Raw genomic sequence first — 17,342 nt, forward strand, 5'->3', positions numbered from 1 at the left:
GTGAGGAAGCGCCCGCCCCGATCGGGGCGGGCGCTTCCTCACATCCCGCGTCCTGTCTTCCTACGTCCTGTCTCCCTGCGTCCTGTCTTCCTACGTCCTGTCTCCCTGCGTCCTGTCTTCCTACCGGTCAGCCGACCCGCGTCAGCTTCTTGTCGAAGCCGGGCTCGACCAGGTCCTGCTGGAGCTGTACGGGGACCTTCACCGCGCCGCCCTTGCCGTCTCCCACGGTGAGGGAGCCCACCGCGGTGCCCGCCTTGGCGGAGTGCGGCAGATCGGCGGCGGCGGCGAACGACAGCTCGACCTTCCGCCCGGCCCAGCCGACCGCCGTGACGTCCTTCGACAGCACGACCGGCGTGTGCCCGCCGAGCCCGTCGTCGACGTACCCGACGACGTCGCCCTTCTTCAGGATCTTCGACGAGAGCAGTTCGTCCCGGGCGGCGATCATCGCCGTCTTGCTGACCGCGTTGACGGTGTCGATGATCGGCGCCGTGTGCTGGCCGAGGATCGCGCCGACGACGATGGCCGTCTCACCGCCGACCTCCTTGGTGGCGGCGAAGAGCAGGTTGCCGCCGGCCGCGGTGGTGGTGCCGGTCTTGATGCCGATGGCGCCGTTGTAGGGGACGAGACGGTTGTAGTTGATCCACTTCTTGCCCGTGGGGTCGTACCATTCCGGCAGCTTGGTGATGTCCATCAGGGCCGGGATCTTCACCAGCGCGTTGCCCAGCTTCACCTGGTCCTCGGCTGTGGAGACGGTGGTCTCCTTCAGGCCGGAGGCGTCGGTGTAGGTGGTGTTCTTCATCCCGAGAGCCTTGGCCGTGTCGTTCATCTTCTTGATGAACGCCGCCTCGGTCCCCGAGTCCCAACGGGCCAGCAGCCGCGCGATGTTGTTCGCCGACGGGATCATGATGGCCGAGATCGCCTGCTGCTCGGTGAGGACGTCGCCCTTCTTGACGGTGGTGAGGGTCGACTCACCGTCCTTCCAGTAGCCGGCCTCCTTCTCCGCCAGCGCGTCCACGGTGATCTTCGGGCCCGCCTGGCCGGACTTCAGCGGGTGGTCCTTCAGGACGATGTACGCGGTCATGGCCTTGGCGACAGACCCGATGGCGACCGGCTTCTGCTCGCCGAAGTTCCCCATGGTTCCGACGCCGTTGACGTCCATCCAGCCCTGTCCCTCGGACGGCCACGGCAGCGCGGCGGCCGTCCCGTCGAAGGTGTAGGAGTCCTCGGCGGTCAGCGTCAGCTCGGGGCTCGGCAGTGGACGCAGTACCTGTACGACCGCAAAGACGATCACCAGCAGGACGGCCACCGGCGTCCAGATCTTGACGCGCCGCGCGATCGTCCGCACGGCGGTGTCCCGTGGCGGCGGCGTGTTCGTCAGCTCGGCCAGCAGATCCAGCGGCGGCATGGGCGGCAACGGCTGCTGCGTCGTCCGCTCCGGCCCGACCTGCGGGACCACGGCGGTGGCCTCTGCAGCGGGCGCCTTCGGCGACTGTACGGCGGGTGTCCCCGACGGCTGGGCGGCGGGCGCCCTGGGGGGTCCGGCAGCGGGCGGCGGCTTGCGGGTGGAGGGGTCGTCCAGCTGCCTCAGGGCTACGAATTTACTGGTTCGCTCCGAAACGGACTCGGCGTTGGCATCCGCATCGGTACCGGTCTTGGCGTCCGCGTCGATGTCTGCCTTGGCGTCCGCTTCGCTGTCCGCGTCACGCTTGTCGCCCTTGGGCTTCACGGCCGCGAGGTCGCCCAGCTTGAGCATCGTCGTCGGCTGGTCGACAGGGGGTGCGGCGGGGGGACGTACGGCTTTGAAGACGGCGGTGGGCTGGTCGACGAAGGGCTTGCGGGCCGCGTCGTCGGCGTCCGCGCCGGGAGTGGGGGCGGAGGCGGCGTCCGCGCCAACCTCAGCCTCCGCGTCCGGCTCTGGCCGCGAATCGGGCGTGCTCTCGGACTCAGTCTTGGCACCGGACTCGGTACCGGACTTGACCCCGGCCCCGGCCTCGGACTCGGTGTCGGCGCCGGCCTCGGGCTCGGGCTCGGGCTTCGGCGCGGTACCGGACTTGGCCTCGGACTCGGCGCCGGACTTCGTATCGGGCGCACCCTCGGCCCCGGACTCAGGCTCGGGCTTCGGCGCGGTGCCGGACTTCAAGTCGGCCCTGGACTCCGGAGCGGACTTCGAACCGGCCACGCCCACGGCTTCGGCATCAGGCTTGGCCCCGGATTCGGTGCCGGTGCCCGACTTCGACTCGGCCCTGGACTCCGTGCCTGCCTTCGACCCGGCCGCACTCTCCGCCCCAGCGCCGGACTCAACCTCGCTACCGGAGTCGATGCCGGACTTGATCTCGGCCTCGGACTCGGTGTCGGCGCCGGACTTCGAACCGGCCGCGCTCACGGCATCGGCATCGGGCTCAGCCTCGGTGCCGGCATTCGACTCCGCGCCGGACTCGGTGCCGGTGCCGGGCTCAGCGCCAGTCTTTGGCTCCCGATCCCGCTCCGGTTCGCTCTCCTGGGCGCTCTCCGGCCCAGGGGCATCCTCGCCGGAATCGCTGGATGCCCCGCCGGCGGCCTCAGGGGCCTCGCCGACGGCCCTGGAGGGCTTGTCGGGTCCGGCATCGTCGGTGGCGTCCGCCGAAGGCTCCTCGGTGCCCTCAGGGGCTTCGGTCGGGGCGTCCGCCTCCGGGCCCGTGTCGGGGCCGCGTTCCTCGGCGGCACCCTCGACGCCTTCGGACTCCCCCTCGCCCTCGTCCGCGCTGGCGACCCACGCGGCCACAGCCGCACGCAACCGGGTGCTGCCCGTCCCGTCGGTGCCGTCAGCGGGAGCCTCGGGCTCGCTCGGAGCCTCCGCGGCCGCGTCCGACGTACTCGCGTCGGAGTCGACCTCGGCGTCCGCGTCCGCGGCATCCGCATCCGCCGGAAGCTGCGGGCGCTGGAACACCCGTGTCGCCGTGTCGACGCCGCCGCGCACCGTGGAATCCCGTTCCCGGGCCACCGCGAGCCGTGGGTCGCGTACCCCGGCGCCGGATTCACCCCTGGCCCCGGGAACCGGGCCCGCGCTCCCCGACGTCGGTTCTTCCGACGACTCGCGCTGCTTCGACCTGTCGGGGGACTCGCCCGCCACCGATGCCTCCTTCTCGCGCCGCACGCTCACCGTGCGTCTACCGAACCGTGACCCGTGAACCGTCATGCGCCGCCCGAACGACACTGTCCGAACTGCCTACCAGTGTCCTGTGCGCAGCCTTGACTCCAGCGGTAGACGAGAACGACATACCTACTGGTTCCACAACGAAGCGGTCACGCCCTCTCGACAGATGAATGTGAGAGGGGTCACCCTGTCATTCATCCACGCGGGGAGGCATGGATGGGCAGGAGCCGCAGATCAATTCCGGAAGAGCTTCTTCTGCTGGCGCTGGACCCGGCCACGGGTACCACCGCACAGCCGCAGTCGCTCGACCTCGGTCTGGCCGGAGCACAGCTAGTGGAGCTGGCGATGGCCGGACGGATAGCCCCAGATGGGGATCGTATCGCCGTGGTCGTACCACGGCCGACTGGAGATCCAACACTTGACTGTGCGTTGGAACTGCTTCGCCGACGCGGAGCACCCGTACGCGCAGTGAACTGGATTGGCGGGCCCCGCCTGGGGCTGCGTCAGACCTACCTCTCGCATCTCGAGCGGTGCGGCATGGTGCATGCCGTGGCGGGACAGATGTGCGGGGTGCTGCCGACGACTCGCTATCAAGCGACGGACACGGAGATCAGCCGGGAGATCAGAGCCCGACTGGACACCGCCATCCGCACCGGCGTCCCGCCGGACCCGCGGACGGCAGCGCTCGCCGCGCTGGCCCATGCGGTCGGTCTCGGCAAGCACCTGTATCCGGGTAACGAGGGACGTTCGTCCCGCTCCCGGCTACGGGACCTGATCCGGCACGACCCCATGGGTGGCCTGGTGGCTCACGCTGTCATGGACGTGCAGAACGGCGTCGCGGTCCAGCCGCGTCGCAGCCCGGCACCGGTCGGCCGTCAGGCCGCCCCCGGAGCCAGGCCCGCACCGGAGCCCGCACGCGGCGTTCCGATGCAGCCGCACCGCGGATCCATGGCGCGCGCCGTGGCTCACTGAGCCGCAGTCCCACGGCGAACGCACGATCAGCGAGGCACCCGCACGACCCCGCTCCACCCCGTTTGACGCGCACGCGCACCACGCAGGACCTCAACAGCGCCGCACCGCAGTCCCCAAGACCGGTTCGGGAGCCGCTGGCCCGCGCGGGGTGGTGAGGGACCGTAAGGACGTCCGCAAGGACTCCGGACCGGCCCTCGCCGCCTCGCGCGGCTGCATGTCCGGGGCCGGGCACCCGCCCTCACCCTTCGCCGCTCACCCGTCGGCACATGTCCCCCGGCAGGCGGCGTCCGGCACATGCGCGTGCGGAGCCCGCCGGGAGCGGACCCGGATGGTAAGCGGAATCCGCCGAACTGGCGTGTACCGGGCGCATATCTCCCGCCTCGGCACCGCATATCCGCAGTTTCCCAGCGGTAGCGCGCACCTTGGTGGCAGTCTGCTCAACAGCAGATACGGAAAGTGGCAAGTACAGGTATGCAGCCGGAGGTGCACGTCCCATGGCGTCCAATGTGAATCCCACCGTCAGGCGACGCCGGTTGGGCCAGGAGTTGCGCAGGCTCCGCGAACAGAAGGGCATGACGGCCGAAGAGGTCGCGGAGCGACTGCTGGTCTCCCAGTCGAAGATCAGCAGGCTGGAGAACGGCCGCCGCAGCATCAGCCAGCGCGACGTCCGCGACCTGTGCGGGGTGTACGAGGTCGAGGACCAGCGGATGGTCGACTCCCTGATGGAGATGGCCAAGGACTCCCGCCAGCAGGGCTGGTGGCACGCGTTCGGAGATGTCCCGTACAGCGTGTACATCGGCCTGGAGACGGACGCGGCGTCGCTGCGGGCCTTCGAGTCGCAGATCATCCCGGGCCTCCTGCAGACCCGCCCCTACGCCGAGGCCCTCATCCAGGGGGCGTTGCCCGAGACGTCGACGGACGACGTCGAGAAGCGCGTCCAGGTGCGACTGCGCAGGCAGGAACGCGTCTCCACCGATGACAATCCGCTGCGACTGTGGGCCGTCATCGACGAGGCGGCGCTACATCGCGTCGTGAGCAACCGACTGGTGATGCGCGAGCAGTTGGAACACCTGGCCGAGATGTCCCAGCTGCCCCACGTCACCGTCCAGGTGCTGCCGTACGAGGTGGGCGCGCACCCGGGCCTGAACGGCCAGTACGCGATCCTGGAGTTCCCCGACGCGGCGGATTCGAGCGTCGTCTACATCGAAGGCGTCACCAGCGACCTCTATCTGGAGAAGGCGCCCGACGTGCAGAAATACAGCGTGATGTACGAACACCTTCGGGCACAGGCGCTGAATGTGGACCAATCACGCCAGTTCATCCTGAACGTTGCGAAAGAGTACGCGCGCTGACGGTCCCGATTCCCCCTGCACCCCCTCCAGACTCCCTCAGCCCGAAGAAGCGCCGCACGATACACCGCCGCCACTCAGGACCGGAAGACCCCAGTGGAATATGCCATCCGGAAGAGTGAACGGTCGCTTCAGACAGAGCAGTTGGCGAGTAGCGTCGATCACGCCATCGAGTAACAAACGTTGGCGCAAACCGAACCACGAGTTCCGCATCGAACCCGCAGTCCGGTGACAGCAATTCGACAACTGGTCCACTGGAGCAAAAATGGCAATTCTGCAAGGCGTCACGGGAACCTGGACGAAGTCCTCCTACTCCGCCGGAAACGGCGCGTGCGTCGAGGTCAGGTCCACCGTGGCGACCGCTCTCGCCGTACGTGACTCCAAGGTCACGGCCGGCCCGACGCTGGCGTTCCCCTCGGACTCATGGAACACGTTCGTGACCGAGGTCGGCCGGGGAACTCTCAACCCCGCCTGACACACCGTGACGACCGACAATTTCATAAGCACCACCGAAAGAGCCCTCTCGACTGGCCCGCCGTCCTAGCCGAGGGGGCTCGGCCATGCTCACACTGCGGACTCTTCGAGCAATCGGTCGAGCAGACCCATGGAGTCCTCCACCGACAGGGCGACATCCCCTGCCAACGTCTCCATCGCAGCTCGATAGACGGCCACTTCGGCAGGATCGTTGGTCATGACGCTGGAGGTGAGAAGTTCGTTGTAGACGGTTGCCTCGCCCCCGCCGTACGTCAGGATCGTGAAGTCACCGTTGGAGCCGGGATGGGACGACCGGCGCAGCGGCACGACCTGGATGGTGATGTTCGGGCGCGTGGCGAGTTCCCTGAGCCGTCGGCGCTGTTCGCGCATGATGTGCGGCTGCCCGTCGAACTCATGCAGGAGAACTGACTCCTGCATCACCACATGCAGGTCGAAGGGTGATGCCAGCCGGGTGAGGATCGACTGGCGGGCGGCATTCATGTCCGCCACCACGTCCGCCTTGCGAGCTGTCCCGTCCGGAGCCCCCTGTGTGAGAACCACGGCTCGTCGGTACTCGGCCGTCTGCAACAGGCCGGGCACCACCATCGTATGAAAGACGAACTCCCGCACCGCCTGAGACTCCAGCTCGATGAAGTCGCGGAAACCATGTGAGATCACGTCTCCATAGCGGGTCCACCAGCCGGCCTCATCGGCATCACGGCACAACCGCTCGAAGTACACCCGGCTATCCGCGTCCACCCGATACAGGTCCGCGAGCCTGGAGTACGTGTCCAGCGACACCTTCGTACTACCCGTCTCCCATCGGCTCGCCGTCGCCAGGCTGACCTCCAGCCGGTCCGCGACCTCCTGAAGCGTCAGCCCCTCGCCAACGCGCCACTGACGGAGCTGCGCGCCAACTCGTCGCCTGCGGGCGGATGTTCCCTCACTCATGCAGACCTCCTGTCGGAAGTCTGACACTTGCAGCTCTCGCTCCGCATCACCTCCAAGAGTGAAAGTTTTCAGATCTTCCGGAATTACTTGCACACTTGCCCGAGAGGCGAGCAGACTCCGAGTCACCGCCCGTCACACTCGGCCGTCCACGGCATGCGCCCGTCGACGAGGGGAAGAGCCATGCACCAGCCGCGACCGGACAGAGCAGTCGTCGCCTATCTCTGCACCACCGTGCACACGGACCCACAACCGCTCCTGCACGCCTGCGACGTCTACGCTCGCCGCAAGGGCTGGCGAGTCGTCGACGTGCAGCACGACACCACCGGCCAGAGCGATCCGACCAATCCCCACCAACGCCCCGCCCTGGCCCGCGCCATCGAGACCCTCAGCACCACCGAGGCGTCCGCCCTGCTGACCGTCTCAGCCGAGATGATCTCGCCGCTCTCGACGGAGCGCGCACAGGTCACCAGCCGCGTGAAACACGCCGGCGGTTTCATCCACGCCATGGGCTGGGCCGAGGTCCGGTCCGCCAACAGAAGATCCCCATGAGCAGGCCACACCGAGTCGGTCCCTGGGACCGTCGCGCCGGGCCACCCGCTCCACGGCGAGCGCCTGGCGGTAATCACGGTCCGCACGAATCTCCACCTGGGCGACGGAGTTCAGGATCCAGAACGCAGTCCCAGAGCGCTGTGCTCCACCACACCCGCGGGAAGATCGCTCTTCCCCGAAGCCCGAGCAGTCAGCTCCACGAGTCCGGCCCGGAGGTCGGCAGCCGACTCGCCAAGGACGATCGCACTGATGATCAGCTCCATCATCAAACAGTCGTACTCGTCGCCCATCTTCCGAACGCGCTCCCCATCGGCCTCCACCACAGCAGAGGTGATCCTCCTGCCACCGGCCACGGGGGCAAGGGACACCTCGTAGACGCCGCGACCGGTCCAACTCCGGTGCATGAAAACGACATCGGCTTCGACGAAGACGTTCCACTTCTCATCCATGTCCCGGGCTCGATATCCGCGCCGGATCCGGTCCCAGTCCCCGTCGGTCCAGACACGACCGGGCAACTGAGACACCGGCCTCGGCGCGTTCATCGGATGAAGGCGCCGAAACGACTCTCGGGTGAGCGGGGCATCAGAAGTCATGGCGTGATCCTACGGATGCACCATTTCAACAGGGCAGCACATTACCTCCAACTGAGCAGAGGGTGACCCCAACAGTGCGCACAGCACGCACAGTTGGACGGCTCCGTGTCCGCGAGCCGTCCCATACGGCAACGCTCCCAAATCACGCCGACCGCCACCTCACTCGCGAGGCTCCCGGTCAACGCAGCTCGGCGACGTACAGGTCCGTCCCCGGCACCGTCGGAATGAACGGCGCCACCAACTCCACCCGCCCCAGGCCGACTTCGCCGACCGCCTCCCCCAGCCCCGTGAAGTGCCGCTCCCAGCAGTCCCGTGGGTCCGCCTGCAGGAACCACAGCAGCGTCAGCCGTACGTCCACACCCTCGACCTGCTTCACATACGTCATACGGTCGCCGGGCAGCGGGGTCGGGTGGAAGACGGTGACCATCGCGGCGGGCGACCCGGCGAGCCGCTCGGGCAGATGCCGGGTGCGCAGCCACTCCAGCAACTCCGCCCGCGCTTGTGGGCTTTCGGCGTCGATGACCTGCAACACCAGGCCCGCGTACGGGTGGTCAAGGGCGTGGAAGTCACGGGGGCCGGCGGCGCCGTCCCGGTAGACCGTCGTCTCGTGGTCCTGGAACGCGGTGAAGACGTGGGTACGGTCCTGGTAGACGCGTGCGTCGCGGTTGAGGCGTTTGTTGATGCCCACGGTCCAGCGCATGTGGTCGGCGTAGCGGCCCTCGGTGATCCAGTACGTGGAGAGGTAGCAGCCCGCGGTGACCGGCTGCGCCAGCGCCGACTTCTCGGGGTAGCGCAGGAGTTGGAGGTCCCGGGTCGCGACCCAGCGGCGGCCGGAGAACATCCAGGGCATGGCCATCGCGCCGGCGTAGTAGTGGTCGTCCTCGTACCAGCGGTTGTACGCGTACTCGTGGCCCGGGTGCGGTTCGACCATGGTGATGAGCGCGTGCCCCGGGTGTACGCCGTACGGGCCGAGAGCCGCCAGTTCGGCGTACACCTCACTGCGGGTCCCCTCGCCCGCTTCCCGTTCGCCCGCTTCCCGTTCGCCCGTTCCCCGTTCGCCCGCTCTCCGTTCTCCTGCTTCCCGTTCAGTCATTCCCTTCGCCTCCCCTTCTCTTTCTCTCCTCTTCCTTCCTCCTTCGGACGCCCATACTCTGACGCTCCGTCAGATAATCCGCCAGAGTCGGGGAGGGCTTCGATGTCGCTGCTCACAGGGAAGACCGTGGTGGTCTCCGGCGTCGGCGCCGGGCTCGGGCGTCAGGTCGCCGCCGCTGTCGTGCGGGACGGGGGCAACGCCGTGCTCGGGGCGCGCACCGAGGCGCACCTCGCGAAGACCGCCGACGAGCTCGACCCGGACGGGGCGCGTACGGCGTACCGCGCGACCGACATCACCGACGAGGAGCAGTGCCGGGCACTGGCCGCGCTGGCGTGCGAGCGGTTCGGGCGGATCGACGGGGTCGTCCATGTCGCCGCCTGGGACAGCTACTTCGGAGGGATCGAGGACGCGGACTTCGAGAGCTGGGCGGGCGTCGTCGACGTGAACCTGCTGGGCACGCTGCGGATGACGCGGGCCTGTCTGCCCGCGCTGAAGGAGCGGGGCGGGAGTGTGGTGTTCATCGGTACGCAGTCCGCCGTGGCCGCGCCCTCACAGGTGCGGCAGGCCGCGTACGCCGCCTCGAAGGGGGCGCTGACGAGCGCGATGTACTCGCTGGCGCGGGAACTCGGGCCCCATCGGATCCGGGTCAACACGGTGCTGCCGGGGTGGATGTGGGGGCCGCCGGTGGAGGCGTACGTGCGGTTCACGGCGCAGGGGGACGGGGTGCCGGAGGCCGAGGTGCGGCGGCGGCTCGCGGAGCGGATGGCGTTGCCTGAGCTGGCCACGGACGGGGATGTCGCGGACGCTGTGGTGTTTCTGGCGTCGGAGCGGGCGAGGGCCATCACCGGACAGTCTTTGCTGGTGAACGCGGGTGAGTTGATGCGGTAGCTGATATTCCGCCAATCTTTCAGTGGTCGCCCTGAGTTCATGGACGTGAACCGAGGTCAGTGCGACGAACTTCTTTACTCCCTCTTGACTGTTCGAGCTGTTGTCGTTGCCATGCCATCGAATCGACGATGAGCGGGCGCTCGACAGCCCCGCTCGACTTGCTCGATGCCCCTGGGAGGGAGCACATGAACGGCCTCGACTGGACCGTGCTCATCGCGTACTTCGGTGTGATGGTCGCCATCGGTGTCTGGTCCCACAAACGGGTCGACAACGTCAGCGACTTCTTCACCGCGGGCGGGAAGATGCCCTGGTGGCTGTCCGGCATCTCCCACCACATGTCCGGCTACAGCGCGGTGATGTTCACCGGTTACGCCGGTATCGCCTACACGTACGGCGTCACGTCGTTCGTCACCTGGTCCTTCCCGATCGCGCTGGGCATCGCCATCGGCTCCAAGCTGTTCGCGCCGCGCATCAACCGGCTGCGGTCACGGCTCCATGTGGCGTCACCGCTGGAGTACCTGAAGAACCGCTACGACCTGAAGACGCAGCAGGCGCTGGCGTGGTCCGGGATGCTGCTGAAGATCGTGGACGTGGGCGCCAAGTGGGCCGCGATCGCGACCCTGTTGTCCGTCTTCACCGGCATGTCCCTCAACCAGGGCATCCTCATCACCGGTGCGATCACCGCCGTGTACTGCACGATCGGCGGCCTGTGGGCCGACGCTCTCACCGAGTTGGGGCAGTTCGTCATCCAACTCCTTGCGGGCATCGCGATGTTCATCGCTGTCGTCGCCAAACTCGACGACCACGGAGGGTTCTTCGGAGTCTGGGACGAACCCGCGTTGCAGGGGCACGGGAAGCCGCTGGTGGGCCCGTACGGCACGGTGTTCCTGCTCGCGTTCCTCTTCATCAAGCTGTTCGAGTACAACGGCGGCATGCTCAACCAGGCGCAGCGGTACATGGCCACGGCCAGTCCTCGGGACGCCGAGCGGTCGGCACGGCTGTCGGCGGTGCTGTGGCTGGTCTGGCCGCTGGTGCTGTTCTTCCCGATGTGGATGTCTCCGCTGCTGGTCCAGGCACAGAAGCCGGACGGGTCCGACTCCTACGCCCTGATGACCGAACAGCTGCTGCCGCACGGCCTGTTGGGGCTCGTGATCGTCGGCTTCTTCTCCCACACCATGGCCATGTGCTCGTCCGACGCGAACGCCATCGCCGCCGTCTTCACCCGGGACGTCGCGCCGGTGGTCTGGAAGCGGGCACGGACGTGGACGGACTCGTCGGGGCTCGTCGCGGCGCGGGTGACGACCGTGGTGTTCCTCGGCCTGTCCATGGCGGCGGCCACGCAGATCAACTCGCCCGCGTTCAAGGACATCATCACCGTCGTCATCAAGTGGGTGGCCGGGCTGATGGGTCCGATGGCGATCCCGATGATGCTGGGTCTGCTGCGGCCGTTCAGGCGGTCGGGGCCGACGGCGGCGCTGGGCAGCTGGTCGATGGGGCTGCTCGCCTTCTGGCTGGTGAACTATCCGATCAACTGGAGCGTGGAGGGCGGGGTGCCGCTCCAGTACCAGGTGTCGATCCCGCTGGCTGTCTCGCTGGTGCTGTACATCCTGATCGGCTTCCTGCGGCCCGAGGACACGCCGGAGCGGTTGGCGATCATCGAGACCGTGAACACGGACGGGGACGACAGCGGGAGCGCGGCGGTGCGGGTGCCTGTTCCGCAGCAGGCTGCGGATGCGGCGCCGGTCAAGGACTGAGGGTGCGGGTGGGGTGGGGAGGGGGTGGCTGTGGGAGGGTTTCGCCCCCGCCGCCCCTACCCGTCCCATCCTGTTCCTGGGGGCTGCGCCCCCAGACCGGCTGAAATGACCTTCACGCCCGTGGGTACCTGGTGAGCCAGCCCGGGGAGGATCCCGCCGGGCCGTGCAGGGCGGGGCCCTGGGTCATCTCCATCGCGAAGTCGTCCGCCAGGACCAGCATCGTCGGCCGGCCCTCCAGTTCCGCCAGCCAGGCGGGCGGGAGGGCCGTCTCGCCGTGCAGGGCGCCCAGCAGGCCGCCGGTCAGGGCGCCGGTGGCAGCCGACGGGCCGCCGTGGTTGACCGACAGGGACAGACCGTGGCGGACGTCCTCGCCGACCAGGGCGCAGTAGACCGCCACAGCCAGGAGGCCCTCCGCCGTGCCGGCGCCGGCCAGGTCCGCGACCCGGGCGGGGGACGGGATGCCCTGGCGTACGGCGCCCAGGGCCCGCTGGAGGGCCTCCGCCACCTGCTGGTGGCCGGGTCTGGCCGCCAGCAGGGCCAGCGCCCTCTGAACCGCCGTGTCGAGGCTCTCGCCGCGCGCCAGGCCGTGCACGATCACGGCGTACGCGCCCGCCGCCAGGTAGCCCGTCGGGTGACCGTGGGTCTGCGCGGCGCACTCCACCGCCAGTTGCATCACGAGCTGCGGCTCCCAGCCGACCAGGAGCCCGAAGGGGCCCGAGCGGGCCGCCGCCTCCGCCCCCGCCTCGCCGGGGTTCTTGGGCGCGTCCAGGGTGCCCATGGTCTCGTCGCCGAGGCCGAGCAGACAGGCGAGGGCCGGGTCGCGGCGGGCGTACAGCCACTCCTCGCGGGCCAGCCAGCCGTCCTCCTTGCGGCGCTCGTCGGGCCCCCAGTCGCTCTGGGTGGCCCGCCAGCGGCGGTAGGCGCGGTGCAGGTCGGTCGGCGGGTGCCAGGCGCCGGTGTCGCGGCGCACCTGGGCGCGGATCAGGCCGTCCAGGGTGAAGAGGGTGAGCTGGGTGAGATCGGTGATCGCGCCGCGCCTGCCGTACGCGAAGGCCAGATCGGTGAGTCCGTCCGCGCCGTACGCCTCGTTGATGGAGTCGAGGGTGAGTCCGTCGAGCGGGGCGCCCAGGGCGTCGCCGAGGGCCGCGCCGAGCAGGGTGCCGCGGACCCGGCTGCGGAAGTCCTGCTGCTCGGAGCGCCCCCAGATGGCGCCGGACGCGGCACCGGTCACGCCACCGGATGTCATCACACCCACCTCGGACCTCCCTCACAGCATCGTTCGTACGATTGACAGCTCAGCACTGTAATCGACCGGGAACGGTCCGTTCAGGGCCTGTATTGGTATGCGGAAAGTGACATGAGAGGGCATGAGAGAGCATGAGAAGGCACGAGTAGGCATGAGTGATCCCGGCTGGTCACCAATCGGGAGCCTCAGACACTCCCCTTCGTCTTCGTCATTCCGCGTACCGCCTACTGATCGCCTCCCGCGCCTCCCGCACCCGGTCCAGTCGTACGGCGATCCGCTCCCGCTCCTCCGGCGGGCCGCCCGGCGCCCCCGCCAGCTCGCTCAGCAGGTCGGCGAGCCATGCCACGTCCACCCACTCCCTCGTCCCCGTGAGCAGGTCGGCGAGGTGTTCGTCCAGGCCCGCCCAGTCGCCGCGGCCCGCCGCGATCACCGCGTGCAGGAAGCCGGGGGCGCCCTCGGCCAGGTCCCAGCCGGAGGCCAGCCGGTCCGCCTCGCGCCAGACCGGGCGGGCGCCGTCCCGGCCCCGCTCCCCGGCGACCGCGAGGGCGAGGCAGAAGACGCCGCCGGGCCCGTGCAGGCCGCGCATCCGGTCCGCCGTCTCCCGGGCGGCCCTCCACTCCCCCGCCTTGCGCTGGGCGCGAGCCAGCTCCTCCAGGCCGGCCGGCTCCGTGAGCCCGTGCCGTGCTGCCTCCGCGAGCGCCGTCGACGCGTCCTCCGCACGGCCGTCCAGGAGGTGGATCTGCGCGAGGGTGTGGTGCGCCCAGGCCCGGTCGTCGCCGATCACCAGATAGCGGTGCAGGTCGGTGCGGGCGTCCTCGGGGCGGCCCACCGCCAGCAGGGTCATGATCCGGCGCATCAGATGCCAGGCCCCGTCCGGGTCTAGCGCGACAGTCCGGTCCAGATCCGCCAACGCGTCTCCGTACAGCCGTAGTTCGTGGAGTACCGCGCCCCGGCAGCCGATCGCCCACACACTGTCCGGGGCCAGCGCCAGCGCCCGGTCGAGGTCCGCGCGCGCCTCCTCGAACCGGCCCAGGCAGCGCAGCGCCTCACCCCGGTTCCACAGCGCCCACGCGCTCTCCGGCTCCAACTCGACCGCCCGGTGGGCGTCTTCGTACGACGCCTCGTATCCGTCGGCCCGCCGGTGTACGACAGAACGCTGCACCAGCGCCCAGGCGTACGCCGGATACAGCTCCAGTGCCTTGTCCAGGTCGGCCAACGCCTTGTCGTGGCAGCCGAGTCGGCTGTGGGAGACGCCCCGGCTGGCGTACGCCGACGAGTAGGCGGGGTCGAGTTCGAGGGCGCGGTCGTAGTCGTCGAGTGCGTCCGCGTCGCGGTCGGCGGCCCGGAGCGCGTCGCCTCGCTCGCACGCGACCCAGGCCAGCTCGGGGCCGAGGGCCACCGCCCGGTCCAGGTCGGCGAGTTGACCGGCCCGCTCCCCGCGCGAGCGGTGCACCCGGGCCCGGCGGACCAGCGCCCACACGTGTTCGGGGTCCAGTTCGAGGGCACGGTCGAGGTCGGCGAGGGCGTGTTCGGTGTCGCCTGTGCCGTGCCGGGTGACGCCTCGGGAGGCCCAGGCGCCGGCCAGGTCGGGGCCGAGGGCGATGGCACGGTCCAGGTCACGGACGGCTTCCTCGTGGTGGCCGAGGATGCGGTGGTAGTCGCCGCGCACGAAGAGGACGCGGGCGGTGTCGGGGGCCAGTTCGTCGGCGCGGTCGAGGTCGGCGATGGCGGCGGCGTAGTCGCGCTGTTCGGCGTGGACGACACCCCGGCCGTAGTAGGCGCGCTCCAGCCCGGGATCGAGGGCGACGGCCTGTTCGTACTCGCCGAGGGCCTTCCCGTACTCGCCGCTCATCCGCAGTTCGCGCCCGCGCAGCATGCGTGCGACGGCCTGTCCACGCGCGTCGAGCCCGGCGCGGCCCAGCAACAGCGCGAGCGCGCCGAGCACCCCGCCCTCCTTTCTCTGCCCTCCGCGGCCCTCCCCGTGCCCTCCGTCGTCGGCGTCGGCGTCGGCGAGCGCGTCGAGGAGGTCGCGTCCCCAACTCCGCACCGCCGGTGCCTCGTTGTCGTCACCCGCCTCCACCAGGACGCGCGCCCACCGCCGGGCGACCACCTCCCCTTGGTCGCAGGCGTGGACGACGTCGCGCAGGACGACGGGCAGCGCGGTACGGGGGGACGCGCACAGCAGGTGGTACGACTCCGCGAGCCGCAGCTCCCGCCACTCTTCCGTCGCCCACAACTCATCGGCTGGGAGCGGTACTTCGACCTCGGCGCGCCAGCCGGCGAAGGTGTCGGCGAGGCCGGTGTGCTGTTCGGCCCAGCGGCGCGGGGAGCGGTGGCGCTGGAGGCGGAGCATGGGGGCGCGTACGACGTCGTGGTACTGGATGCGGTCGCCGCGGTCGCTCACGAACGGCAGCGCCCTCAACCACCCGAACAGCAGGTCGAGTTCGGCGTCGTCCCGCGCCTGCCCGGAAGCGGAAGCCGGGAGGGCGGCGCGGAAGATGTCCGCGTCCAGGCGCCGGGGAAGAGCGCAGGCGAGGGCGGCGGCCTGGCGTGCGGGGTCGGTCTCCCACTTCAGGAACCGCCCTACGGCGGTGGCGCTCGGGTCGCCGATGTCGTCCGGGTCGGTGGGGCGGGCCTCGGCGAGGGTCGACACCAGCACCGGCAGCCCGCCGGTGAGCCGCAGCACCTCCTCGACGACCGGCTCGTCCGTCACACCCTTGTCGGCGAGCAGTCCGCGCGCCTCGGCCTCCGTGAACGGGCCGAGCGGCACCTCGGTGACGAAGTCGGCGAAGCCGCCCCAGCGGCCGGTGTCGAAGGGACGCTGACCTGCGGTGACGAGGACGAGGTTGGCGGGGAAGGAGAGGTCGCCGTAGCGGTCGGTGGTCATGATGTCGTGCAGCCAGCCGTCGAGGAAGGGGCCGGTGCGCTCGTACGTGTCGAGGAACAGGACGATCCAGGGCACGGCGGCGCAGATGTCGTCCAGCTCGGTGAGCAGCACCGGCGTGAGGACGCGCTCGGGCGCGAGGACGAGCTGTACGTCGTCCTGGTTGCGCAGCCGGGCGGCGATCCCGGCCCGGACCCGGTCGGCGCCCTGGGCGATCCGGTCGGCGTCGAGGGCGCCGGCGAACGGTCCGACGACCGGGATGAGTCCGGCACCGGCGAGCCCGATCCGGGCGACCGTCAGACTGCCGGCCGAGGGACTGCCGACCGGGGAATTCTCGGGCTGCGATTCGAGGCTCGCGACGGCGGACTCGGCCTCGTGCCGCCGCTCCCGATGGGCCGCGAGCAGCCGCTCGAGCTCCTTGAACCGCCGCCCCTGGGACGCGAACTGACGGCACATCACCGTCAGCGCCTCGGGAACACTGCCGACGCCCTCGTCGACGTACGCGGTGAGCGCGCCGCGCTCCTTGGCCTGCTGCTCCAACTCCCTTACCAGGAAGGTCTTTCCGACGCCGGCGTTGCCGTGCACATGGAAGCGGAAGCGGTGACGTTCGTCGTCCGGCGGCAGGTCGAAGTTGGCCCGGAACGCGGCCCGTTCGGCACCCCGGCCGACAAACCCGGCGCGTCTGCGCTGCTGGATCAGCTGGCGCATCGACGGGCGCGGGGCCTGGGGCATCCGTACGTCTCCTCGTGTCGGGGCAGGTGTCCTGGGTCATCCACCAGTTTGGCCCAACTCATGGACAGGGACGGGGAGACGGCGCCCGAACCAATCCATAGGGTTACTCCATGACCACAACAGGTACCCCCCACCCCACCCGTACCGTCCACCCCCCACACACCCCACTCACCCTCGCCGCGACCCTGCTGACGGCGACGGTCGCGCTCTACATAGCTCTCGTGGCGCTCGGCAACATCACCGACTTCGACTCGAACCAGCAGTTCGTGCGCCATGTCCTCGCCATGGACACCACGTTCAAGGACGACGACCTGATGTGGAGAGCCATCACGTCAAAGGGCCTCCAGGACACGGCGTACGTGGCGATCATCGTGTGGGAGACGCTCGCCGCGTTCGTCCTCATCGCCGCCACCTGGCTGTGGATCCGCCGCGACCTCGAACAGGCGCGGCGCATCTCGACGTACGGCCTGCTGATGCTGATGCTGCTGTTCGGCGCCGGTTTCATCGCGATCGGCGGCGAGTGGTTCGCCATGTGGCAGTCGGGCGACTGGAACGGACTGGACGCGGCGACACGCGTGTTCACGCTGAGCGGGGTGGTGCTGCTGGTGATCCACCTGCCGGTGGGCGCGCCCTCGGCATCCGCCTCCGCCGCGAAGTCCACCGACTGACGCACCGGCACGCGGGAGGGCAGCGGCAAGGGCCCTCCCGTACAGGGCCCCGTGAC

General features: G+C 69.6%; 13 protein-coding genes. 7 read left to right on the top strand and 6 right to left on the bottom strand.

Annotation, left to right across the window (positions count from 1 at the left end):
* Positions 1 to 127: 127 nt before the first annotated feature.
* Positions 128 to 3,109, bottom strand: a complete 2,982-nt coding sequence (locus G3I71_RS11555; protein WP_343242926.1) for a D-alanyl-D-alanine carboxypeptidase — start codon at positions 3,107 to 3,109, stop codon at positions 128 to 130.
* A 240-nt stretch (positions 3,110 to 3,349) separates the two neighbouring features.
* Between G3I71_RS11555 and G3I71_RS11560 the strand changes: the two genes are divergently transcribed.
* The 3 genes from G3I71_RS11560 to G3I71_RS11570 all read left to right on the top strand — a co-directional run bounded on the left by G3I71_RS11560 (position 3,350) and on the right by G3I71_RS11570 (position 5,929).
* Complete coding sequence (locus G3I71_RS11560) at positions 3,350 to 4,105, top strand: GPP34 family phosphoprotein (RefSeq protein ID WP_164313892.1); 756 nt, start codon at positions 3,350 to 3,352, stop codon at positions 4,103 to 4,105.
* Between the two features lie 494 nt (positions 4,106 to 4,599).
* Entirely contained in the window at positions 4,600 to 5,457 is an 858-nt protein-coding gene (locus G3I71_RS11565; protein ID WP_164313893.1) for a helix-turn-helix transcriptional regulator, read from the top strand.
* Positions 5,458 to 5,719: 262 nt separating this feature from the next.
* Positions 5,720 to 5,929 carry a DUF397 domain-containing protein gene (locus tag G3I71_RS11570; protein WP_164313894.1) on the top strand — a complete coding sequence of 70 codons (210 nt, stop codon included), beginning with the start codon at positions 5,720 to 5,722 and terminating at the stop codon, positions 5,927 to 5,929.
* Positions 5,930 to 6,018: 89 nt separating this feature from the next.
* On the opposite strand, the gene G3I71_RS11575 is transcribed toward G3I71_RS11570, so the two are convergent.
* Positions 6,019 to 6,879, bottom strand: coding sequence for a helix-turn-helix transcriptional regulator (locus G3I71_RS11575; protein ID WP_164313895.1), 861 nt, complete (start codon positions 6,877 to 6,879; stop codon positions 6,019 to 6,021).
* Positions 6,880 to 7,059: 180 nt separating this feature from the next.
* On the opposite strand from G3I71_RS11575, the gene G3I71_RS11580 reads away from it, so the two are divergent.
* On the top strand, positions 7,060 to 7,428 hold the full coding sequence (locus G3I71_RS11580) for a hypothetical protein (RefSeq protein ID WP_164313896.1): 369 nt from the start codon (positions 7,060 to 7,062) through the stop codon (positions 7,426 to 7,428).
* Between the two features lie 110 nt (positions 7,429 to 7,538).
* Here G3I71_RS11580 and G3I71_RS11585 read toward each other — a convergent pair whose 3' ends face one another.
* Both G3I71_RS11585 and G3I71_RS11590 read right to left on the bottom strand, forming a co-directional pair.
* Positions 7,539 to 7,877, bottom strand: coding sequence for a hypothetical protein (locus G3I71_RS11585; protein WP_343242927.1), 339 nt, complete (start codon positions 7,875 to 7,877; stop codon positions 7,539 to 7,541).
* Positions 7,878 to 8,199: 322 nt separating this feature from the next.
* Positions 8,200 to 9,114 carry a hypothetical protein gene (locus G3I71_RS11590; RefSeq protein ID WP_239149084.1) on the bottom strand — a complete coding sequence of 305 codons (915 nt, stop codon included), beginning with the start codon at positions 9,112 to 9,114 and terminating at the stop codon, positions 8,200 to 8,202.
* Positions 9,115 to 9,216: 102 nt separating this feature from the next.
* Between G3I71_RS11590 and G3I71_RS11595 the strand changes: the two genes are divergently transcribed.
* Together G3I71_RS11595 and G3I71_RS11600 are read left to right on the top strand one after the other, a co-directional pair.
* Positions 9,217 to 10,002 (top strand): SDR family oxidoreductase, encoded by a 786-nt coding sequence (locus G3I71_RS11595; RefSeq protein WP_164313898.1) that lies wholly within the window; start codon positions 9,217 to 9,219, stop codon positions 10,000 to 10,002.
* Between the two features lie 185 nt (positions 10,003 to 10,187).
* Positions 10,188 to 11,756: a sodium:solute symporter family protein gene (locus G3I71_RS11600; protein ID WP_164313899.1), complete on the top strand. Its 1,569-nt coding sequence runs from the start codon at positions 10,188 to 10,190 to the stop codon at positions 11,754 to 11,756.
* 112 nt (positions 11,757 to 11,868) lie between these two features.
* Here the strand turns inward: G3I71_RS11600 and G3I71_RS11605 are convergent, their stop codons facing one another.
* Both G3I71_RS11605 and G3I71_RS11610 read right to left on the bottom strand, forming a co-directional pair.
* The gene (locus G3I71_RS11605) at positions 11,869 to 13,002 is read right to left on the bottom strand and encodes an ADP-ribosylglycohydrolase family protein (protein ID WP_164313900.1); all 1,134 of its coding nucleotides are present in this window, start codon (positions 13,000 to 13,002) and stop codon (positions 11,869 to 11,871) included.
* A 208-nt stretch (positions 13,003 to 13,210) separates the two neighbouring features.
* The gene (locus tag G3I71_RS11610; protein ID WP_164313901.1) at positions 13,211 to 16,618 is read right to left on the bottom strand and encodes a tetratricopeptide repeat protein; all 3,408 of its coding nucleotides are present in this window, start codon (positions 16,616 to 16,618) and stop codon (positions 13,211 to 13,213) included.
* A 110-nt stretch (positions 16,619 to 16,728) separates the two neighbouring features.
* On the opposite strand from G3I71_RS11610, the gene G3I71_RS11615 reads away from it, so the two are divergent.
* Positions 16,729 to 17,286: a DUF2165 domain-containing protein gene (locus G3I71_RS11615; protein ID WP_164313902.1), complete on the top strand. Its 558-nt coding sequence runs from the start codon at positions 16,729 to 16,731 to the stop codon at positions 17,284 to 17,286.
* The last annotated feature ends 56 nt before the right edge of the window (positions 17,287 to 17,342 follow it).

Origin of the sequence: Streptomyces sp. SID12501 (assembly GCF_010550245.1) — a bacterium.
In the GTDB taxonomy this organism is placed as follows: domain Bacteria; phylum Actinomycetota; class Actinomycetes; order Streptomycetales; family Streptomycetaceae; genus Streptomyces.